The 16,609-nt window shown below is 72.5% G+C and carries 16 protein-coding genes; 6 read left to right on the forward strand and 10 right to left on the reverse strand.

Annotated elements, in window-relative coordinates; genetic code table 11:
- Window positions 1-65: 65 nt before the first annotated feature.
- Window positions 66-779, reverse strand: coding sequence for a translation initiation factor IF-3 (gene infC / locus ACFU6I_RS18080; protein WP_345513087.1), 714 nt, complete (start codon window positions 777-779; stop codon window positions 66-68).
- 341 nt (window positions 780-1,120) lie between these two features.
- On the opposite strand from infC, the gene ACFU6I_RS18085 reads away from it, so the two are divergent.
- Complete coding sequence (locus tag ACFU6I_RS18085) at window positions 1,121-1,483, forward strand: DUF1844 domain-containing protein (RefSeq protein ID WP_384367337.1); 363 nt, start codon at window positions 1,121-1,123, stop codon at window positions 1,481-1,483.
- Window positions 1,484-1,669: 186 nt separating this feature from the next.
- Here ACFU6I_RS18085 and ACFU6I_RS18090 read toward each other — a convergent pair whose 3' ends face one another.
- Window positions 1,670-2,446: an SseB family protein gene (locus ACFU6I_RS18090; protein ID WP_384367340.1), complete on the reverse strand. Its 777-nt coding sequence runs from the start codon at window positions 2,444-2,446 to the stop codon at window positions 1,670-1,672.
- A gap of 86 nt (window positions 2,447-2,532) precedes the next feature.
- On the opposite strand from ACFU6I_RS18090, the gene ACFU6I_RS18095 reads away from it, so the two are divergent.
- Complete coding sequence (locus tag ACFU6I_RS18095) at window positions 2,533-3,420, forward strand: serine hydrolase (protein ID WP_384367343.1); 888 nt, start codon at window positions 2,533-2,535, stop codon at window positions 3,418-3,420.
- Window positions 3,421-3,438: 18 nt separating this feature from the next.
- Here the strand turns inward: ACFU6I_RS18095 and mycP are convergent, their stop codons facing one another.
- Together mycP and ACFU6I_RS18105 are read right to left on the reverse strand one after the other, a co-directional pair.
- Window positions 3,439-4,647 (reverse strand): type VII secretion-associated serine protease mycosin, encoded by a 1,209-nt coding sequence (gene mycP / locus ACFU6I_RS18100; RefSeq protein ID WP_384367346.1) that lies wholly within the window; start codon window positions 4,645-4,647, stop codon window positions 3,439-3,441.
- Window positions 4,644-5,540 (reverse strand): hypothetical protein, encoded by an 897-nt coding sequence (locus tag ACFU6I_RS18105; protein WP_384367349.1) that lies wholly within the window; start codon window positions 5,538-5,540, stop codon window positions 4,644-4,646. The genes mycP and ACFU6I_RS18105 overlap by 4 nt, the downstream gene beginning before the upstream one ends.
- A gap of 554 nt (window positions 5,541-6,094) precedes the next feature.
- Between ACFU6I_RS18105 and ACFU6I_RS18110 the strand changes: the two genes are divergently transcribed.
- Entirely contained in the window at window positions 6,095-7,297 is a 1,203-nt protein-coding gene (locus tag ACFU6I_RS18110) for an amino acid deaminase/aldolase (protein WP_384367352.1), read from the forward strand.
- 22 nt (window positions 7,298-7,319) lie between these two features.
- Here ACFU6I_RS18110 and ACFU6I_RS18115 read toward each other — a convergent pair whose 3' ends face one another.
- From ACFU6I_RS18115 to ACFU6I_RS18130, 4 genes are all read right to left on the reverse strand, one after another.
- Window positions 7,320-8,237, reverse strand: coding sequence for a DUF2510 domain-containing protein (locus ACFU6I_RS18115; RefSeq protein WP_384367355.1), 918 nt, complete (start codon window positions 8,235-8,237; stop codon window positions 7,320-7,322).
- A gap of 104 nt (window positions 8,238-8,341) precedes the next feature.
- Window positions 8,342-9,130, reverse strand: a complete 789-nt coding sequence (locus ACFU6I_RS18120; RefSeq protein ID WP_384367358.1) for a 3-oxoacyl-ACP reductase — start codon at window positions 9,128-9,130, stop codon at window positions 8,342-8,344.
- 6 nt (window positions 9,131-9,136) lie between these two features.
- Window positions 9,137-10,528, reverse strand: a complete 1,392-nt coding sequence (locus tag ACFU6I_RS18125) for an aldehyde dehydrogenase family protein (RefSeq protein WP_384367361.1) — start codon at window positions 10,526-10,528, stop codon at window positions 9,137-9,139.
- An 8-nt stretch (window positions 10,529-10,536) separates the two neighbouring features.
- Window positions 10,537-11,898, reverse strand: coding sequence for a glutamine synthetase family protein (locus ACFU6I_RS18130; RefSeq protein ID WP_384367364.1), 1,362 nt, complete (start codon window positions 11,896-11,898; stop codon window positions 10,537-10,539).
- A 75-nt stretch (window positions 11,899-11,973) separates the two neighbouring features.
- Between ACFU6I_RS18130 and ACFU6I_RS18135 the strand changes: the two genes are divergently transcribed.
- Both ACFU6I_RS18135 and ACFU6I_RS18140 read left to right on the forward strand, forming a co-directional pair.
- Complete coding sequence (locus tag ACFU6I_RS18135; RefSeq protein WP_384367367.1) at window positions 11,974-12,714, forward strand: FadR/GntR family transcriptional regulator; 741 nt, start codon at window positions 11,974-11,976, stop codon at window positions 12,712-12,714.
- Between the two features lie 92 nt (window positions 12,715-12,806).
- Window positions 12,807-13,502, forward strand: coding sequence for a gamma-glutamyl-gamma-aminobutyrate hydrolase family protein (locus tag ACFU6I_RS18140; protein ID WP_384367370.1), 696 nt, complete (start codon window positions 12,807-12,809; stop codon window positions 13,500-13,502).
- 290 nt (window positions 13,503-13,792) lie between these two features.
- Here the strand turns inward: ACFU6I_RS18140 and ACFU6I_RS18145 are convergent, their stop codons facing one another.
- Window positions 13,793-14,722 carry a LysR family transcriptional regulator gene (locus ACFU6I_RS18145; protein ID WP_384367373.1) on the reverse strand — a complete coding sequence of 310 codons (930 nt, stop codon included), beginning with the start codon at window positions 14,720-14,722 and terminating at the stop codon, window positions 13,793-13,795.
- Between the two features lie 70 nt (window positions 14,723-14,792).
- On the opposite strand from ACFU6I_RS18145, the gene ACFU6I_RS18150 reads away from it, so the two are divergent.
- Entirely contained in the window at window positions 14,793-15,947 is a 1,155-nt protein-coding gene (locus ACFU6I_RS18150) for a TDT family transporter (RefSeq protein ID WP_384367376.1), read from the forward strand.
- Here the strand turns inward: ACFU6I_RS18150 and ACFU6I_RS18155 are convergent.
- Window positions 15,886-16,605: a helical backbone metal receptor gene (locus tag ACFU6I_RS18155; RefSeq protein ID WP_384367379.1), complete on the reverse strand. Its 720-nt coding sequence runs from the start codon at window positions 16,603-16,605 to the stop codon at window positions 15,886-15,888. The two genes, ACFU6I_RS18150 and ACFU6I_RS18155, sit on opposite strands and share 62 nt — an antisense overlap.
- Window positions 16,606-16,609: the final 4 nt, after the last annotated feature.

Below are 16,609 nucleotides of genomic sequence, written 5' to 3' on the forward strand. Positions count from 1 at the left end.
GGGGCGTCAGATCTTGGTGGGGATTCCGAGGGGACCCGGGGCCGCCTGGATGGCGCCCCCTGAGGTCACGCCTCGGAAGGTGTCTCGGCCGAAGCCTCGGGCTGCGCTTCGGCCGGAGCCTCGGCAGCCTCTTCCGCAGCAGCCTCGGCGTCGGGGGTGTAACCCTGACGCCCCGCCTTGCGGGCGGCCTGGGCCTCACGGGCCTCGGCCATGGCTTCGGTCTTCTTCTTGTGCGGGCCCAGAACCATGATCATGTTCCGGCCGTCCTGCTTCGGGTTCGACTCGATGAAGCCGAGTTCCTCGACGTCCGAAGCGAGACGCTGGAGCAGACGGAAGCCCAGCTCAGGGCGGGACTGCTCACGACCACGGAACATGATCGTGATCTTGACCTTGTCGCCCTGCTTGAGGAACCGGACGACGTGACCCTTCTTGGTGTCGTAGTCGTGCGGGTCGATCTTCGGCCGGAGCTTCATTTCCTTGATGACCGTGTGCGCCTGGTTCTTGCGCGCCTCACGGGCCTTCATGGCCGACTCGTACTTGAACTTCCCGTAGTCCATGAGCTTGCACACGGGCGGACGGGCGGTCGCCGCCACCTCGACCAGGTCGAGGTCGTACTCCTGTGCGAGTTCCAGGGCCTTGGCAAGCGGAACAATCCCGACCTGCTCGCCGCTGGGACCGACAAGTCGCACCTCGGGAACGCGAATCCGGTCGTTGATGCGGGGCTCGGCGCTGATGGATCCTCCTCGGTAGCACCACGCGGCCGCCTGGCGGACAGCCACGTAACGTCTGTTTCGTGAGACCAACCGCACCAGTGCATCAAAAATGCCCCGGACGGGACACAGGCGGGGCTCCTGGAAAACCGGAACACCGCCGCGGTCAACCGCGGGGCGCATCGGGCGGCTCCATCGTCCGTACGGAACGATGGGCGCCACCTGACCGGTGACCTGCCGTCCCGGAGGATGGTCAGGTGGGAGATCGGAGCCTCCACTTGTGGGCCGGGCACATAGCTGCCCAGCCGGTCGTTACACCAGGTTAGCAGCTCACCGGGACGGGCGCTAACCAGCTGCCGCAGCCGCTCCCGCAGACGGAGCCGTGCCGGCGTGGGCCTATCGTATGGCGCATGAGTGACGCGACCCCCAGCAGTGAAACCCCCGGCTTCGACGACATGACCCGCGACATCGCCGAGGTCCCCGCGGTCGAGGTGATCGTGACGGTCGCCGTCAACCTGATGAGCGCGGCCGCCGTGAAGCTCGGCCTCACCGAGGACGGCGACGAGCACAAGGACCTCGACGAGGCCCGCAAGCTGGTCCACGCCCTGGCCGGCCTGCTGGACGCGAGCGCCACGGAGATCAGCTCCTTCCATGCGGCGCCGCTGCGGGACGGGCTGAAGTCTCTGCAGCTGGCGTTCCGCGAGGCCTCGCTGGTACCGGACGAGCCCGGCCAGGGCCCCGGTGAGAAGTACACCGGCCCCATTTTCGGCTGAGCCTCCACCCCCTCCTCCCCTCCGTACCACTGTGAGCCCCTGCCCGGACGGGCAGGGGCTCACGGCATTCCCCGCACGCCCTGCCGAGCTCCGCGCATCCCGGGGCGGGGTGGGGTCGGCCGGTGCACCGGCGCAGGCGCCACACCGGCGGAGCGGCTGTTCGCGCGCGTCGGGCCGGTCGGGTGATCAGCGGGTGAAGAGGGGCTCTCCGGGCGCGATCGTGTCCGCCGGAAGCAGCGCGAGGTCCAGGCCCCGCACCAGGCGTGCCCGCAGGACCTCGTCGTCGGCGAGCGATTCCGCAACCCGGCGGGCCGTCTCGGCGGGGGCCGCTTCGGGCGCCAGGACCAGGGCGAGGGTGCCTCCTGACCGTCCCGGGACGAGGTGGGCGCGGAGCACGGCGGGCTCGGCGGCGACCGCGTCCCGTACCGCGGAGGTGACCGCCGGGTCGTCCAGCGGGTCGGCACTGGTCCGGCCCTCGGCAAGGGCGAGCAGCGCGGAGCCGGTCAGTTCGTACGCCACAGGACCGGCGAGGTCGAGCACCACCGTGTCCGCCTTCTCGTGCGCGGCCGCCTGCAGCGCCTGGTGCAGGGGCACGGCGACGGGGCGGGCCTGCGGGTCCCAACGGGCCAGCGAGGCGGTCGAGGTGAAAGCGGGAAGCGCGCGACGGTCACCGGCCTGGAGGGTGGGGACGGCCATGTCGCTGGTCTTCTCCCGGCGCAGCCCGCCCCCGCGTCGCGCACGACCACCCTTGCCGGGCGCTTCGTGACTGTCCTCCTCGCCCTCCTCCACCTCTCCGAGGACGGCGACGACGGGGACCAGGAGCCTGGCTCCCTTGAGCGCCTCGAGGACCGGGCCGACGGCCGTCCGGTCCTCGGCCCAGGCGGCGAGCGCCGCGGTCAGTGCAGGGTCGGCCGTGCCGTCGTCGTCGGAGTAACCGGGGTCCGGAATGTTCTTCAGCGCCACAGGGCGAGCGTAGTCGGTGCGGTTTCTCACCCCGTCCTCAGGTGCGCCACAGCCCCCTGCCAGATGGCCTTCCTAGCGTCCGCTCCATGCCCCTGTCGATACCGAGAAGACGTACATCCGCGTTGTCCGCCGGAATGACGGCCATGGTGCTGCTGGCAGGTTCGGCCGCCGGAGGCATGTATCTGATGGGCCGGCCCTCCGATGCGGCGCCCCGCCCCGTGGCTTCCGTATCGTCGACGACCCCGGTGGTGACGAGCAAGGAGCCGCAGGTGGATCTCGACGCGGAGCTGGCAGCGGCGGTGGCGCCGCTGACCGGTGACTCCACGATGTCGGTCGCGGTGCTGGACACCGACAGCGGCGACGGCGCGATGTACGGGACGCGGATGTACGCCACCGCGAGCATCGTCAAGGTCGACATCCTCGCGGCGCTTCTGCTGCAGGCCCAGGACGACGAGCGGGAGCTCACCGGCTACGAGCGCAGCCGGGCCGTCACCATGATCGAGAACAGCGACAACGACGCCGCGACCTCGCTGATGCAGGCGATCGGCGGGGCGGCCGGACTCGACGCGGCCAACCAGCGCTTCGGCCTGACGAGCACGACCGCCGCCCGGGCCTGGGGGCTGACGCAGACGACGTCGGCGGATCAGCTGAAGCTGCTGCAGACGGTGTTCGGTACGCATTCGAAACTGACCGGGGCCTCCCGTGCGTATCTGCAGGGGCTGATGCGTCGCGTGGCGGCCGACCAGCACTGGGGAGTGTCGGCGGCGGGCAGCGACTGGGCGCTGAAGAACGGCTGGATGCCGCGGAGCGCCACCGGGCTGTGGGACATCAACAGCATCGGGCAGGTGAGGGTCCACGAGCACACATATCTGGTGGCGGTGCTCTCCGCCGGGCAGCAGACGAAGGAGACGGGCATCGAGCGGGTGGAGTCGGTCGCGAAGGCCGCGGTGAGGGTGCTCGACAAGGCGCGGTGAGCGGGCCCCGGCCCTGCTTCAGCGGCGCACGGAGGGTTTCCTGCCGCGCCACAGCAGTACGGCCAGCGCCAGCAGCACGGCTCCGAGACCGCCCGCGATCGGGGCGAGCCAGCCGGCGGGAGCTTCGTCCTTGTGCTGCGGGGTGGGCCCGGGGCCGAAGTACCGCTTGCTGTAGCCGGCTTCGGCGGAGTCGTCGGACGCGGCCGACTCGGCTTTGAGACCGGCCCGGCGGAGCGTGCCGCCCGCCTCGATCGCGGCGGCCGGGTCGACGATGCCGTAGCCCCGGGAGTCGTCGCGGCCGCCCTTGGGTGAGTTGCGCGCGGTGTCCATGAGGAGCTTCTTGACCTGGGCCGGCGACAGCCCCGGGTGGGCGGCCCGGACCAGCGCGACCGCGCCGGAGACGAATGCGGAGGCGGCCGATGTTCCCCACTCGATGTAGTAGTGACGGTCGGGGGACGGGACGACGATGTCGACGCCGGGGGCGCTGACGGTGGCGTACCAGCGGCGGGTGGAGAACGTCGCGTGCGTCCCGTACCGGTCGACGGCGGCAACCGCGATCACACCGGGGTAGGCGGCGGGATACGAGATGTGGTCGCCCTTCTCGCCCCCGTTGCCCGCCGAGGCGACGACGACGGCGCCCTTCTTCAGCGCGTACTGGATGGCGGCGTCCTCACCTCCCTCGGGGTGTGCGGACTCGCTGTCGTCGCCGAGGGAGAGGTTGATGACGTCGGCGCCGTGGTCGGCGGCCCAGCGGATGCCGTCGGCCAGGGCCGTACCGCGGGACCGGCGGGCCTTGGCGCGGGACGGGTCGGAGGCTTCGAGGATCACCCGGACCGGAAGGATCTTCGCTTCGGGGGCGATGCCGAGCACCCCGTCACCGCGGCCGACGCCGTGACCGCGGCCCGCGATGATGCCGGCCATCGCGGTGCCGTGCCGGGCCCAGGAACGGTCGCCGCGCCGGGCGCCGAAACCGATCATGTCCTTGCCGGGCAGCACCTGGCCCGCCAGGTCGGGGAGGCTGTCGTCGACCCCGGTGTCCACGACGGCGACGGTGATCCCCTTGCCCCTGGTGGTCTGCCAGGCCCGGTCGGTGTGGAGCGCCTGGAGGCCCCACTGCTGGGGCCGGATCGTGTCCGCGCGGGCGGGGACGGCGGGCAGCAGCGCGAAAGCGGTGGCGGCGCAGACCGCGCCGAGTGCGCGGCGGCGGTGGCGGCGTCGGCTGCTCATTGCGGCCTCTCCGTGAGGTCGGTGACGGTCCGGCGCATCCCGCGCTCGATCCGGTCGGCGATGCCCTTGGCCTCATGACCGAGACCTGCCTGCGCCACGGCCGTCGTGGAGTCCGCGGCCAGCGCGTCGGCGACGGGTTGCGGGGCGGTGACCGTACGCCCGTCGGCGAAGCCGGAGACGGCGAACACGACGACCGGTACCTCGGTCAGCACATGGACGGTCCAGGTGGCGCGCTGCTCGTTGCCGAATCCGGCGGCAGCGGTGCCCTTGACGGCGTACGTACGGGGCATGAGGTCGGTGCGGGCGTCGAGGTGCTGATCGGTGAAGCGGATGCTCAGCGCCCTCATCGCGTCGGATCCGCCCTCGGTGAAGACCATGCCGACCGTGGTGACGCTGCTGGAGGTGGCGTCGGCGTACGTGGCCCGCAGCAGCCGTTCGCATCCGACCGGTCGGAGCGTCCTGAGGAGCAGGGGGTCGAGCCCGCTCGTGCAGCCGCTGTCCGGGGCGACGCCGATCCGGGTCCAGACCCGGTCCGCGCCGCCGGGACCCGCGCCTTCGCCCTTGAGGGTGGGCGGGAAAAGGGTGTCCACGGGGATGTCACGCCAGGCGGTGCGGCCGGTGACATACGGGTCACGGGCGCCGGGATCGGCCGAGGACTCACTGGTGAGGTAGGTCCCGGTGACCGCGCCGCCGATCAGCCCGAGCCCGAGCACGACACAGGCCGCGGCCGCCGCGGTCCTGGCCGGATGACGGGCGGGGACGCGGCGCAGCCGGGTGGTGGTCTCGGCGGGCGTCTCGGGACCGGGGTACGGCCGGTGGCCATGGGGATACGGGAGATGTCCGCCCGGGTGGGGTGGGGGCGGTATCGCGCCGGGCCGCGGTGTGAGATCCACGGCGCCGACCGGCCGGCGGCGGGTCGCGGCGGGTGGCACCTCGGGGCGGGGTGGAACGGGTGCGGGGGCAGGGCCGGGGGCTGCGACCGGGCTCACGGGACGGAGCCGCGTGGTCGTCTCCACGGGCCTCTGCTCCGGGACCGTGCTCTGGGGGCGGCTCTCGGTACCGCTCCGGCTCCGGCTCTGGCTCTGCAGCTGAACGGGATCCTGCGCCGGATTCGGGCCCGGGGTCGCCCGGGTCGGGGACGCGGTGGGCGAGGCCGGGGCCGACGGCTCCGTCATGTGCCCCGACTCGTCCGGGGGGCCGGCCGGGTGGGGTGGCGTCGTCGGGCGGGGCGGCACGGGAGCGCGCTGCGCCTCGGTACTCATCCGCCCCCCTGGTCCACGTTCCGTACCGCTCGCGGATCACCGTCACAGGCAGGCCCGTTGGCCACCGCGTGCTCGTCACTCTACGGGTTGAAAGGGGTCGGGCGGGAGCGGGGCGTCGCGGCCCCGGGAGATCTGCCCAGATCGTCCCCCTACCCAGCGGTAGTGGCGTCTGGCAAGCTGCGGCCATGACTGCCCGTGCCGCTGACCGGACCCGTTACGACCGGGCCACCGCCCACCTCGACGCCCCGATCGCCGTCGTCGATCTGGACGCCTTCGACGCGAACGCCGATGATCTCGTCCGCCGGGCAGCGGGAAAGCCGATCCGGGTCGCGAGCAAGTCGGTGCGCTGCCGGACCCTGCTGGAGCGGGTGCTCGCACGGCCGGGCTTCGCCGGGATCATGTCGTTCACGCTGGCCGAGTCGTTGTGGCTGGCCCGGGCCGGGTTCGACGACGTCCTGCTGGCCTACCCGTCGGCCGACCGGTCCGCCTTCGCCGAGCTGGCCGCCGACCCGAAGCTCGCCGCCGCGGTGACGGTGATGGTGGACGACCACGCGCAGCTGGAACTGATCGACGCGGCGCGGGCCGGTGGCCAGGAGGAGATCCGGGTCTGTCTGGAGCTGGACACCTCGCTGCAGCTGCTCGGCGGCCGGGTCAGGATCGGGGCGCGGCGTTCGCCGTTGCGCTCCCCCGCCCAGCTGGCGGAGCTGGCGCGCTCGGTGGCGCGCAGGCCCGGTTTCCGGCTGGTCGGTCTGATGGCGTACGAGGGGCACATCGCCGGGGTCGGGGACGCGGTCGCGGGCCGGCCGTTGCGGTCCCGGGCGATCCGGCTGATGCAGGCGACGGCCCGCAAGGAGCTGGTGGCCCGGCGCGCGGAGGTGGTCCGGGCGGTGCGCGCGGTGGCGCCGGACCTGGAGTTCGTGAACGGCGGTGGCACGGGCAGCGTGCAGCACACGGCGGCGGAGTCCGCGGTGACCGAGATCGCGGCCGGGTCGGGGCTCTACGTACCACGACTGTTCGACAACTACACATCGTTCACCGCCCGCCCGGCGGCGCTGTTCGCGCAACCCGTGGTGCGGCGGCCCGGCGTGGGTGTGGTGACGGTGCTCGGCGGCGGCTACCCGGCCTCGGGGGCCGCGGGTGCGGACCGGCTGCCCGTCCCGTATCTGCCGGAGGGGTTGCGCTACGACCCGCAGGAGGGTCCGGGCGAGGTGCAGACGCCGCTGCTCGGCGCCCCGGCCGACGATCTGCTGATCGGCGACAAGGTGTGGTTCCGGCATGCGAAGGCCGGCGAGCTGTGCGAGCGCTTCGACGAGTTGCAGCTGATCGAGGGCGACCGGGTGACGGCGGCCGTGCCGACGTACCGGGGCGAGGGGAAGACGTTCCTCTGACCTGTGGGCCGAGGCGCGGGGATCAGGGGGCCACGGAGCTGCCGACGCCGCCGCTCGTCTCGCTGTCGCCGATCGGCCGGATGCCCTGGGTGAGGGTGTCCATGAGGGAGAGCGGCGGCCCGTCGGGGCCGGCGTCGAAGGCGTAGCGCACGATGACCGGCGATTCGCTGCCGACGGTCGACGGGAAGACGAGGGACTGCACGTAGCCGCCCGGCCCCTTGCCCGTGGTGACCTGCCAGCGCACCTCGTAGCCCGTGCGTCCCCCCACGCTCACGGACGCGGATCGAAGCAGCTTGTGGGAGGTGATGCCGCCGTGGATCCGGTCGCCGACGACGTTCTCCTCGTACGCCGCGTCGGCCGCGGTGCTGATGTCCCGCTTGGCCAGGACTTCGGGTGAGGTGATGTCCGTTTCGCTCGCGGTACGGGATGTGACCGTGCCGTGGTAGCAGAAGTCGGAGGAGTCGCCGGGGCAGGTGTAGGACAGGGCGGTGCGCATGGTGAGCACCTTCTCGACGGTGCGCTCCGGCTTCTCCCAGCCCTCGGGGATCGGCAGTGTGATGCCGCCCAGCTGGTCGACGAGCAGCTTCGGGTCGGGCGAGGGGCTGTCCACCGCGGCGGTCGGGGTGGTGGCGGCCGGGGACGGTGCCGGACTGCTCGGCGCGGACTTCGGCTCCCTACCGCCGTCGTCCCTGCCCAGCAGCACGGCTCCGGTGACGGCAGCGCCGACGACCACCAGTCCGGCCAGTGCGACGGCGACAGCCCGGGTGCCGCCCCCGCCGCCGCCACTGCCGCCGTGGCTCGTGTACGGGGGCGGGACCGGCTGCTGCGGTGCGGCGGCGTCCGGGCGGGTGTGGGCGGTCCATGCCGTGCCGTCCCACCACCGGTCGGTGCCCGGTGCGGCGGCGTCCGGATACCAGCCGGGCGGAGTCGCGTCGCTCATGTCTCCACTCTAGAGTTCCGCTGTCAACGGGGGCTCCGGGCAGGCTGGTTGAGGCAGGCACCGGCGTCTGCCCGGCCGCTCGTCCCGCACGGAAGCGGACGGGATCAGACCGGCGTGACGTACGCGCCGGAGATTCCGCCGTCGACGAGGAAGTCGGTGGCGTTGACGAACGAGGAGTCGTCGCTGGCGAGGAACGCGACCGCGGCGGCGATCTCGGTCGCCTCGGCGAACCGGCCGACCGGGATGTGCACCAGCCGGCGGGCCGCGCGCTCCGGATCCTTGGCGAACAGCTCCTGGAGCAGCGGGGTGTTGACCGGCCCGGGGCAGAGTGCGTTGACCCGGATGCCTTCGCGGGCGAACTGCACGCCGAGCTCGCGGGACATGGCGAGGACGCCGCCCTTGGACGCGGTGTACGAGATCTGGCTGGTGGCCGCGCCCATGATCGCCACGAAGGACGCGGTGTTGATGATCGAGCCGCGGCCCTGCCGTCGCATGTAGGGAAGGGCTGCCTTGCAACACAGGTAGACCGAGGTGAGGTTGACGTCCTGGACGCGCTTCCACGCCTCGAGCCCGGTGGTGAGGATGGAGTCGTCGTCGGGCGGCGAGATGCCCGCGTTGTTGAAGGCGACGTCCACGGAGCCGTAGGTGTCGTACGCGGCCTTGAACAGCGCCTCGACCTGTTCGGGGTCGGTGACATCGGTGCGTACGAAGAGGCCGCCCACCTCGTCGGCCGCGGCCTTGCCCGCGACCTCGTCGATGTCCGCGCAGACGACGTGGGCGCCCTCGGACGCCAGGCGGCGGGCGGTGGCGAGGCCGATGCCGCTGCCGGCGCCGGTGATGACGGCGGTGCGGCCGACCAGGCGGCGGCAGATGTTCTCGGTGTCTGTGGTCATGCGGGTTCAGGCCTCCGTGCTGATGAAGACGTTCTTGGTTTCGGTGAAGGCGGTGAGGGCGTCGGGACCCAGTTCCCGGCCGAGACCGGACTGCTTGTAGCCGCCGAACGGGGTCCAGTAACGGACGCTGGAGTGGGAGTTGACGGACAGGTTCCCGGCCCGCACCGCCTGGGAGACCCGAAGCGCACGGCCGACGTCACGGGTCCAGAGGGAGCCGGCGAGGCCGTACTCGGTGGCGTTGGCGAGTCGCACCGCGTCCGCTTCGTCCTCGAAGGGCAGGACGACCGCGACCGGGCCGAACACCTCTTCGGTGGCCACCGGGGAGTCCGGGTCGGCGTCGGTCAGCACGGTGGGCGGGAACCAGAAGCCGGGGCCCTCGGGGGCGCTGCCGCGGATCGCGCTCGCGCCCTCGGGGACGTACGACCGTACGCGTTCCAGCTGGGTCCGGGAGATCAGCGGGCCCATCCGGGTCTTCTCGTCGGACGGGTCGCCGACGACGACCGAGGCGACGGCGGGGGCGAGGAGTCCGAGGAAGCGGTCGTGGACGGAGCGTTCGACGAGGATGCGGGTACGGGCGCAGCAGTCCTGGCCCGCGTTGTCGAGGAAGGCCATGGGAGCGGCGGCCGCGGCGGCCTCGATGTCGGCGTCGGCGAAGACGATGTTGGGGCTCTTGCCGCCGAGTTCGAGGGTCAGCCGCTTCACGCGCGCGGCGCACCTGGCCATGATCTGTTTGCCGACGCGGGTGGAGCCGGTGAAGACGATCTTGGCGACGCCGGGGTGCTCGACAAGGGCGTTGCCCGCCACGTCGCCCGCGCCGGGCAGCACCTGGAAGAGGTGTTCGGGAAGGCCCGCTTCCACGGCCAGCCGGGCGAGCCGCAGTGCGGTGAGCGGGGTGGTCTCGGCGGGTTTGAGGATGACGGCGTTGCCCGCGGCGAGCGCGGGGGCGGCGCCCCAGGCGGCGATCGGCATGGGGAAGTTCCACGGGGCGATCACGCCGACGACACCGAGGGGTTCGAGCAGAGTGAGGTCGATGCCGCCGGGTACCGGGATCTGTCGGCCGCTCAGCCGCTCCACTCCCCCGGCCGCGAAGTCGAGCAGATCGCGGACGTTGCCCGCCTCCCAGCGGGCGTTGGCGAGGGTGTGACCGGCCTCGCGGACCTCGAGCCGGGCCAGTTCCTCGCGGTGCTCGTCGACGACGACGGCGAAGCGGCGCAGCAGCCGGGCGCGGTCGGCGGGGGCCGCCGCCGCCCAGATGTGCTGCGCGGTGGCTCCCCGTACGACGGCCGCGTCGACCTCGGCGGCGGTGGTGGCCGGGACGGTCGCCACGACTTCCTCGGTCGCGGGGTCGAGAACCAGGTGCTCGGTGATCTCGGCGGTCTTGGTGATCTCGGTGGTCACGTCGTGCCTCACAGACGTTCGAAGGAGCGGCGGAGCTCCCAGTCGGTCACCGCGGCGTCGAAGGCGTCGAGTTCGACGCGCGCCATGTTGCGGTAGTGCGCGACGACCTCCTCCCCGAAGGCCGCTTTCGCCACCTCGCTCCGCTCCCAGAGTTCGGCGGCTTCGCGGAGCGTGGTGGGGACGTGGTCGTACGCGGCGGTGTAGGCGTTGCCCTCACAGGGTTCGGGGAGTTCGAGCTTCTGATCGATGCCATGGAGACCGGCGGCGATCAGTCCGGCGACGGCGAGGTGCGGGTTGACGTCACCGCCGGGCAGCCGGTTCTCGAACCGCATCGCACGGCCGTGGCCGACGACGCGGAGCGAGCAGGTGCGGTTGTCGTGGCCCCAGGCGACGGCGGTGGGTGCGAAGGAACCGGGCTGGAAGCGTTTGTACGAGTTGATGTTCGGCGCGTAGAGGAGGGAGAACTCGCGCAGAGCGGCGAGCTGTCCGGCGAGGAAGTGGCGCATCATCGGGGACATGCCGCCGTTCTCGCCCGCCATGACGTTGCGCCCGTCGGTGTCCTGGAGCGAGAGATGGATATGGCAGGAGTTGCCCTCACGCTCGTTGAACTTGGCCATGAAGGTGAGCGCGACGCCCTCCTGGGCGGCGATCTCCTTGGCGCCGGTCTTGTAGACGGCGTGCTGGTCGCAGGTGGCCAGGGCCTCGTCGTACCGGAAGACGATCTCGTGCTGGCCGGGGTTGCACTCGCCCTTGGCGGACTCGACGGTCAGGCCCGCGGCCGCCATCTCGTTGCGGATGCGGCGCAGCAGGGGCTCGATGCGACCGGTGCCGAGGACCGAGTAGTCGACGTTGTACTGGTTGGCGGGGGTCAGATCGCGGTAGTTGCGGTTCCAGGCCTGTTCGTAGGTGTCCTTGAAGACGATGAATTCGAGCTCGGTGCCCGCATGGGCGGTGAGACCGTGCTCGGCGAGGCGCTGCAGCTGGCGGCGGAGGATCTGGCGGGGCGCGGCGACGACGGGTGAGCCGTCCTCCCACGCGAGGTCGGCGATGACCATGGCCGTGCCGTCGTTCCAGGGGACCCGGCGCAGGGTCGTGAGGTCGGCGTGCATGGCGAAGTCGCCGTATCCGCGCTCCCAGGAGGACATCGCGAAGCCGTCGACGGTGTTCATGTCGGTGTCGACGGCCAGCAGGTAGTTGCAGCCCTCGGTGCCGTGCTCCATGACCTCTTCGAGGAAGAACGCGGCGGCGAACCGCTTGCCCTGCAGCCGCCCCTGCATGTCGGGGAAGGCAAGGACGACGGTGTCGATCTCACCGCTCTCGACGAGAAGCCGTAGCTCCTCGACCGCGAGCGGGGGTGTGCGGTCTGCCACGGGAAGATCCTCCTTCGGTCAGCCGGAAGTCATAAGGTAGGGCTGAGAACCATTGTTGGGAAGGGAAGCCGGGACGTGGCGGAGGGAAGCGAGCCCATCGAGGGACTGCAGCCGGCGCTGCGGCCCGTCCTGCGGCCCGTGCGGGCGGGCAACGGCTTCGAGGAAGCACTCGAGCAGATCCTGCAGGTGGTCAAGCTCGGTCTGGTGCCGGGCGGCGAGCGGCTGCCCGCGGAGCGCGAGCTCGCCGAGCGGCTCGGGATCAGCCGTGTCACTCTGCGGGAGGTCCTGAAGGTGCTGCAGGATCAGGGGCTGGTGGAGAGCAGACGGGGGAGGTACGGCGGTACGTTCGTGCTCCCGCGCACCGGCAGCCCCGGCGAGGACGAGCTGCGCCGCCGGGTGGCGGCCGTCGACCTCGAGGACGTCCTGCGCTTCCGCGAGGTGCTGGAGACCGGAGCGGCCGAGCTGTGCGCCACGGACGGGCTGACGGACGAGGGCGCGGAACGGCTGCGTACGGCTCTGGCTGCGACACACGATGCACCTCTGCCCGACTACCGCAGGCGCGACACGCTCCTGCACCTGACACTCGCGGAACTGTCCGGATCCGCCACGCTGGCCGCGCAGTACGCGGCCGTCCGGGCCACGGTGAACGACCTGCTGGACTGCATACCGCTGCTCGTGCGGAACCTGGAGCACTCGCAGCATCAGCACACCGCACTCGTCGAAGCGGTGCTCGACGGGGACGCCGAAGCGGCGCGCGCCCTGATGCGCGAACACTGCGCGGGCACGGCGGCGCTGCTGCGCGGATTCCTGGCCTGACCGCTTGCGCGGCAGCCCACCGAAACGCAAAGGTATTTCCCAGCACCATTGAACCGGGTCCGCCCGAAGGCGGCCGACGGGAGGGCCCCGCCATGTCCGTACCGCTCATCGGCGTCACCACCTACTTGGAGCCGGTAGCCCGCTGGGGTGTCTGGGAGCTCCCCGCCGCCCTGCTGCCGTCCGCCTATCCGCGGCTGGTCCAGCGCTCCGGCGGCCTCGCCGCCCTGCTGTCGCCGGACGACCCGGCGCGGGCGGCGGCCGCCGTGGCCCGGCTGGACGGTCTCGTCGTCGCGGGCGGCGCCGATGTCGAGCCCGTGCGCTACGGCGCGGAGCGCGATGCCAGGACCGGACCGCCGGCCCGGGAACGCGACATGTGGGAGCTGGCGCTGCTCGGTGCCGCCCTGGAAGCGGGCACACCGGTGCTCGGCATCTGCCGCGGCATGCAGCTGCTGAACGTGGCGCTCGGCGGCACCCTCACCCAGCACCTGGACGGGCACACCAACCCGCTCGGCACGCCCGGCGTCCTCGGCGAGCACCCGGTGACGCCGGTTCCGGGAACGCTGTACGCGTCGATCGTGCCCGAGGAGTCCTCCGTTCCGACCTACCACCACCAGGCCGTGGACGTGCTCTCCCCGGACCTGGTCGCGTCCGCCCATGCTGCGGACGGCACGGTCGAGGCGGTCGAACTGCCGGCGGCCCGGTGGGCGCTGGGGGTGCAGTGGCATCCGGAGATGGGGGACGACCTGCGGGTGATGCGGGCACTGGTGGCGGCGTCGAAGCGGGGCTGACCGCGCGCCGGTCGGCGGGTTGCGGCGTGCGCCGTCCGAGCCGGCCGCGCAGCCACCCCCGCGCCGCCGTCCTCGACGGCGCTGCGAACGACACCCGGAGGAACGGCCCGGTGGTGGCGGACGCCGGTTGCGGGAGGCGCGGTCACGTTCATCTGCGCATCCCGGCCCGGGGCCGGGCCGACCGAATATCAGGCCGTCCGCACATCAGCCGGTCCCGCGCCGGACGAACAGGAAGCCCGTCCGGTGTCCGGGGGCGGGACGGCAGCCGGACGCCCCGGTCCGCTGCCGCACTACGCCTCGCGCGCCGTCAGCGCGAGCAGGTCGCGGGCCGGGCCCGTGGGCCGGTGCCCCGAGGGCCAGACCGCCCTCAGCTGGCGTCGGAGCCGTACCCCCGCCACCGGGGTCTTCACCAGCCGCCGCGAGGAAAGCTCCTCCCCCAGCGCCAGTTCGCTGAGGACACACGGTCCCGCACCGCTCTCCGCGGCGCCCTTCACCGCTGTCGTCGAGGAGAGTTCGAGCAGTGGTTGCGCCAGCCCGCCGTGGACGGCCAGTGCCGCGTCCAGGACCTGTCGGGTGCCGGAGCCGCGCTCGCGCAGGATCAGTGGGGTCGCGGCCAGTTCCTGCGGCGTCAGCGGTGTGCGGCGGCGGGCCCACGCGTGGGACGGGGCGACCACGACGACGAGGCGGTCGTGCGCGATGACCGTGCCATCGAGGCCCTCCGGTATGGACAGCCCCTCCACGAATCCGAGGTCGGCCTCGCCGGCGAGCAGCCGCCCCGCGACCGCCGCCGAATTGCCCGCGAGCAGCGAGACAGCGGTGTCCGGGCGTTCGGTGCGCAGTGCGATCAGCCAGCCGGGCAGCAGATATTCGGCGATGGTCATGGAGGCGGCGACCCGCAGCCGGGAGTCGCGGCGGTCGCGCAGCGCCTGCGCGCCCACGTCGAACGCCTCGGCGGCCTCGACGATCCGGCGCGCCCAGTCGGTGACGAGCGCGCCCGCGTCGGTGAGCCGGGAGCCGCGCGGCGAACGGTCGAGGAGGGCCACACCGAGCTGTCGCTCCATCGACCGGATGCGGCTGCTGGCGGCGGGCTGGGTGATGCCGACGTCCCGTGCCGCGCGTCCCAGGCTGCCGTGCCGGGCGACGGCGAGCAGCAGCTCGAGCGCTCCGAGGTCGGGGACCCGGTGGGACAGGAGGGCGGTTGTGGGTGCGTCCTTGGGCATAAAGCCAGCTTATGACCTCATAGAGACAACCTCCCTGGTGGGGGACGGCCCTCGGAACAAAGATCGTGGCATGGCCATCTTTCCGCAGACCCGCGCGCAGACGAGCGCCCCGTACTCCGCCGCTGTGCGGCTTCCCCAGCTGCGCCACATCGGCCCCAACTGGTACGCGTCGGTCATGGGCACGGCCATCGTGGCCGGCGCCGGCGCGGCGCTTCCCGTGCACGTGCCCGGGCTGCGGGCGGCCTGCACGGTGGTGTGGGCGCTCGCGGCGGTGCTGCTCGCGGCGGTGCTCGTCGCCCGCGCCGGACACTGGTTCGCCCACCGCGACCAGGCCCGTGCCCATCTCCTCGACCCGGCCGTCGCCCCGTTCTACGGCTGCCTCTCGATGGCGCTGCTGGCCGTCGGCGGCTCCACCATGACGGTCGGCCAGGACGTCATCGGGCATCGGGCCGCCCTCGCCGCGGACGTGGTGCTGTACACCGCGGGCACGGCGATCGGCCTCGCCGCAGCGGTCGCGATCCCGTATCTGATGGTCGTACGCCACCGCCCGGCGCCCGGGACCGCTTCGCCGGTCTGGTTGCTGCCGGTGGTGGCGCCGATGGTGTCGGCGGCGCTCGGCCCGCTGCTGGTGCCGGAGCTTCCCTCGGGCCAGTTGCGGGAGGGGATGCTGCTCGCCTGTTACGCGATGTTCGGGCTGAGCCTTCTGGCGACGCTGGTGATGCTGCCGCTGATCTTCGCGCGGCTGGTCCACCAGGGTCCGCTGCCCCTCGTTCTGACCCCCACGTTGTTCCTGGTCCTCGGTCCGCTGGGCCAGTCGACGACCGCGGTCGGTCAGCTCGCCGATGTGGCGCCGGGGGCGATCGGGGCGCCGTACGCCTCCGCGCTCGGGGCGTTCGCCGTGCTCTACGGGGTACCGGTGATGGGGTTCGCGCTCCTGTGGCTGGCGCTGGCCGCGTCGATGGTGGTGCGCGCGGTACGGGGCGGCATGACGTTCGCCATGACCTGGTGGGGGTTCACCTTCCCGGTCGGTACGTGTGTCACGGGCGCCGCGGGCCTGGCCCGGCACACCGGCCTGACGGCGCTCACCTGGCTGGCCGTCGCACTGTACGTGCTGCTGGTGACGGCCTGGGCGGTGACCGGGCTGCGGACGCTGCGCGGGCTGTTCAGCGGAGCGCTGCTCGCAGCGCCGCAGGCGCCGCAGCCAGTGACGGTCCGTACCACGTGAGATACCGCCCGTCGACGAGTGCGGCGGGCAGCGCGGGAAACGCCTCGGGTCCGTCGGCCGCGGTGAAGCGGTAGGGCTCGTCGGGCAGCACGACCAGGTCGGCGCCGCTCGCGTTGAGCTCGTCGAGCGGGATGCGCGGGTAGCGCTCGGCGTGGTCCGCGTACACGTTCCGCACGCCGAGCCGGGCCAGCAGATCACCGGCGAAGGTGTCGCGTCCGAGCACCATCCAGGGCCGACGCCAGATCGGCACGATGGCGCGGCGCGGTACGGAGGCGGGCGGCGGGAGCGCCGCCCAGGCGGCCTCGGCCGCGTCGAGCCAGTCGGGCCGGCTCAGCCCGCAGCCGGTCACCAGGGCCCGGTGCAGTTCGGCGAAGGCCTGGTCGAGGGTGCGGATCTCGGTGACGAGGACCGTGATCCCGGCCGCCCGGAGCGCGGCGAGGTCGGGTGCGCGGTTCTCCTCCTCGTTGGCGAGGACGAGATCGGGGCGCAGCGCGAGGACCGCGGCCACATCGGGGTTCTTGGTGCCGCCGATGCGTGCGGCGGTCAGACCGGCCGGATGGGTGCACCAGTCGGTGACGCCGACGAGGAGACCGGGGGCGGTGGCGGCGACGGCCTCGGTGAGCGACGGGACGAGGGAGACGACACGTTCCACGGGCACCGGT

The sequence above is a fragment of the Streptomyces sp. NPDC057486 genome (assembly GCF_042802415.1).
In the GTDB taxonomy this organism is placed as follows: domain Bacteria; phylum Actinomycetota; class Actinomycetes; order Streptomycetales; family Streptomycetaceae; genus Streptomyces; species Streptomyces yanii.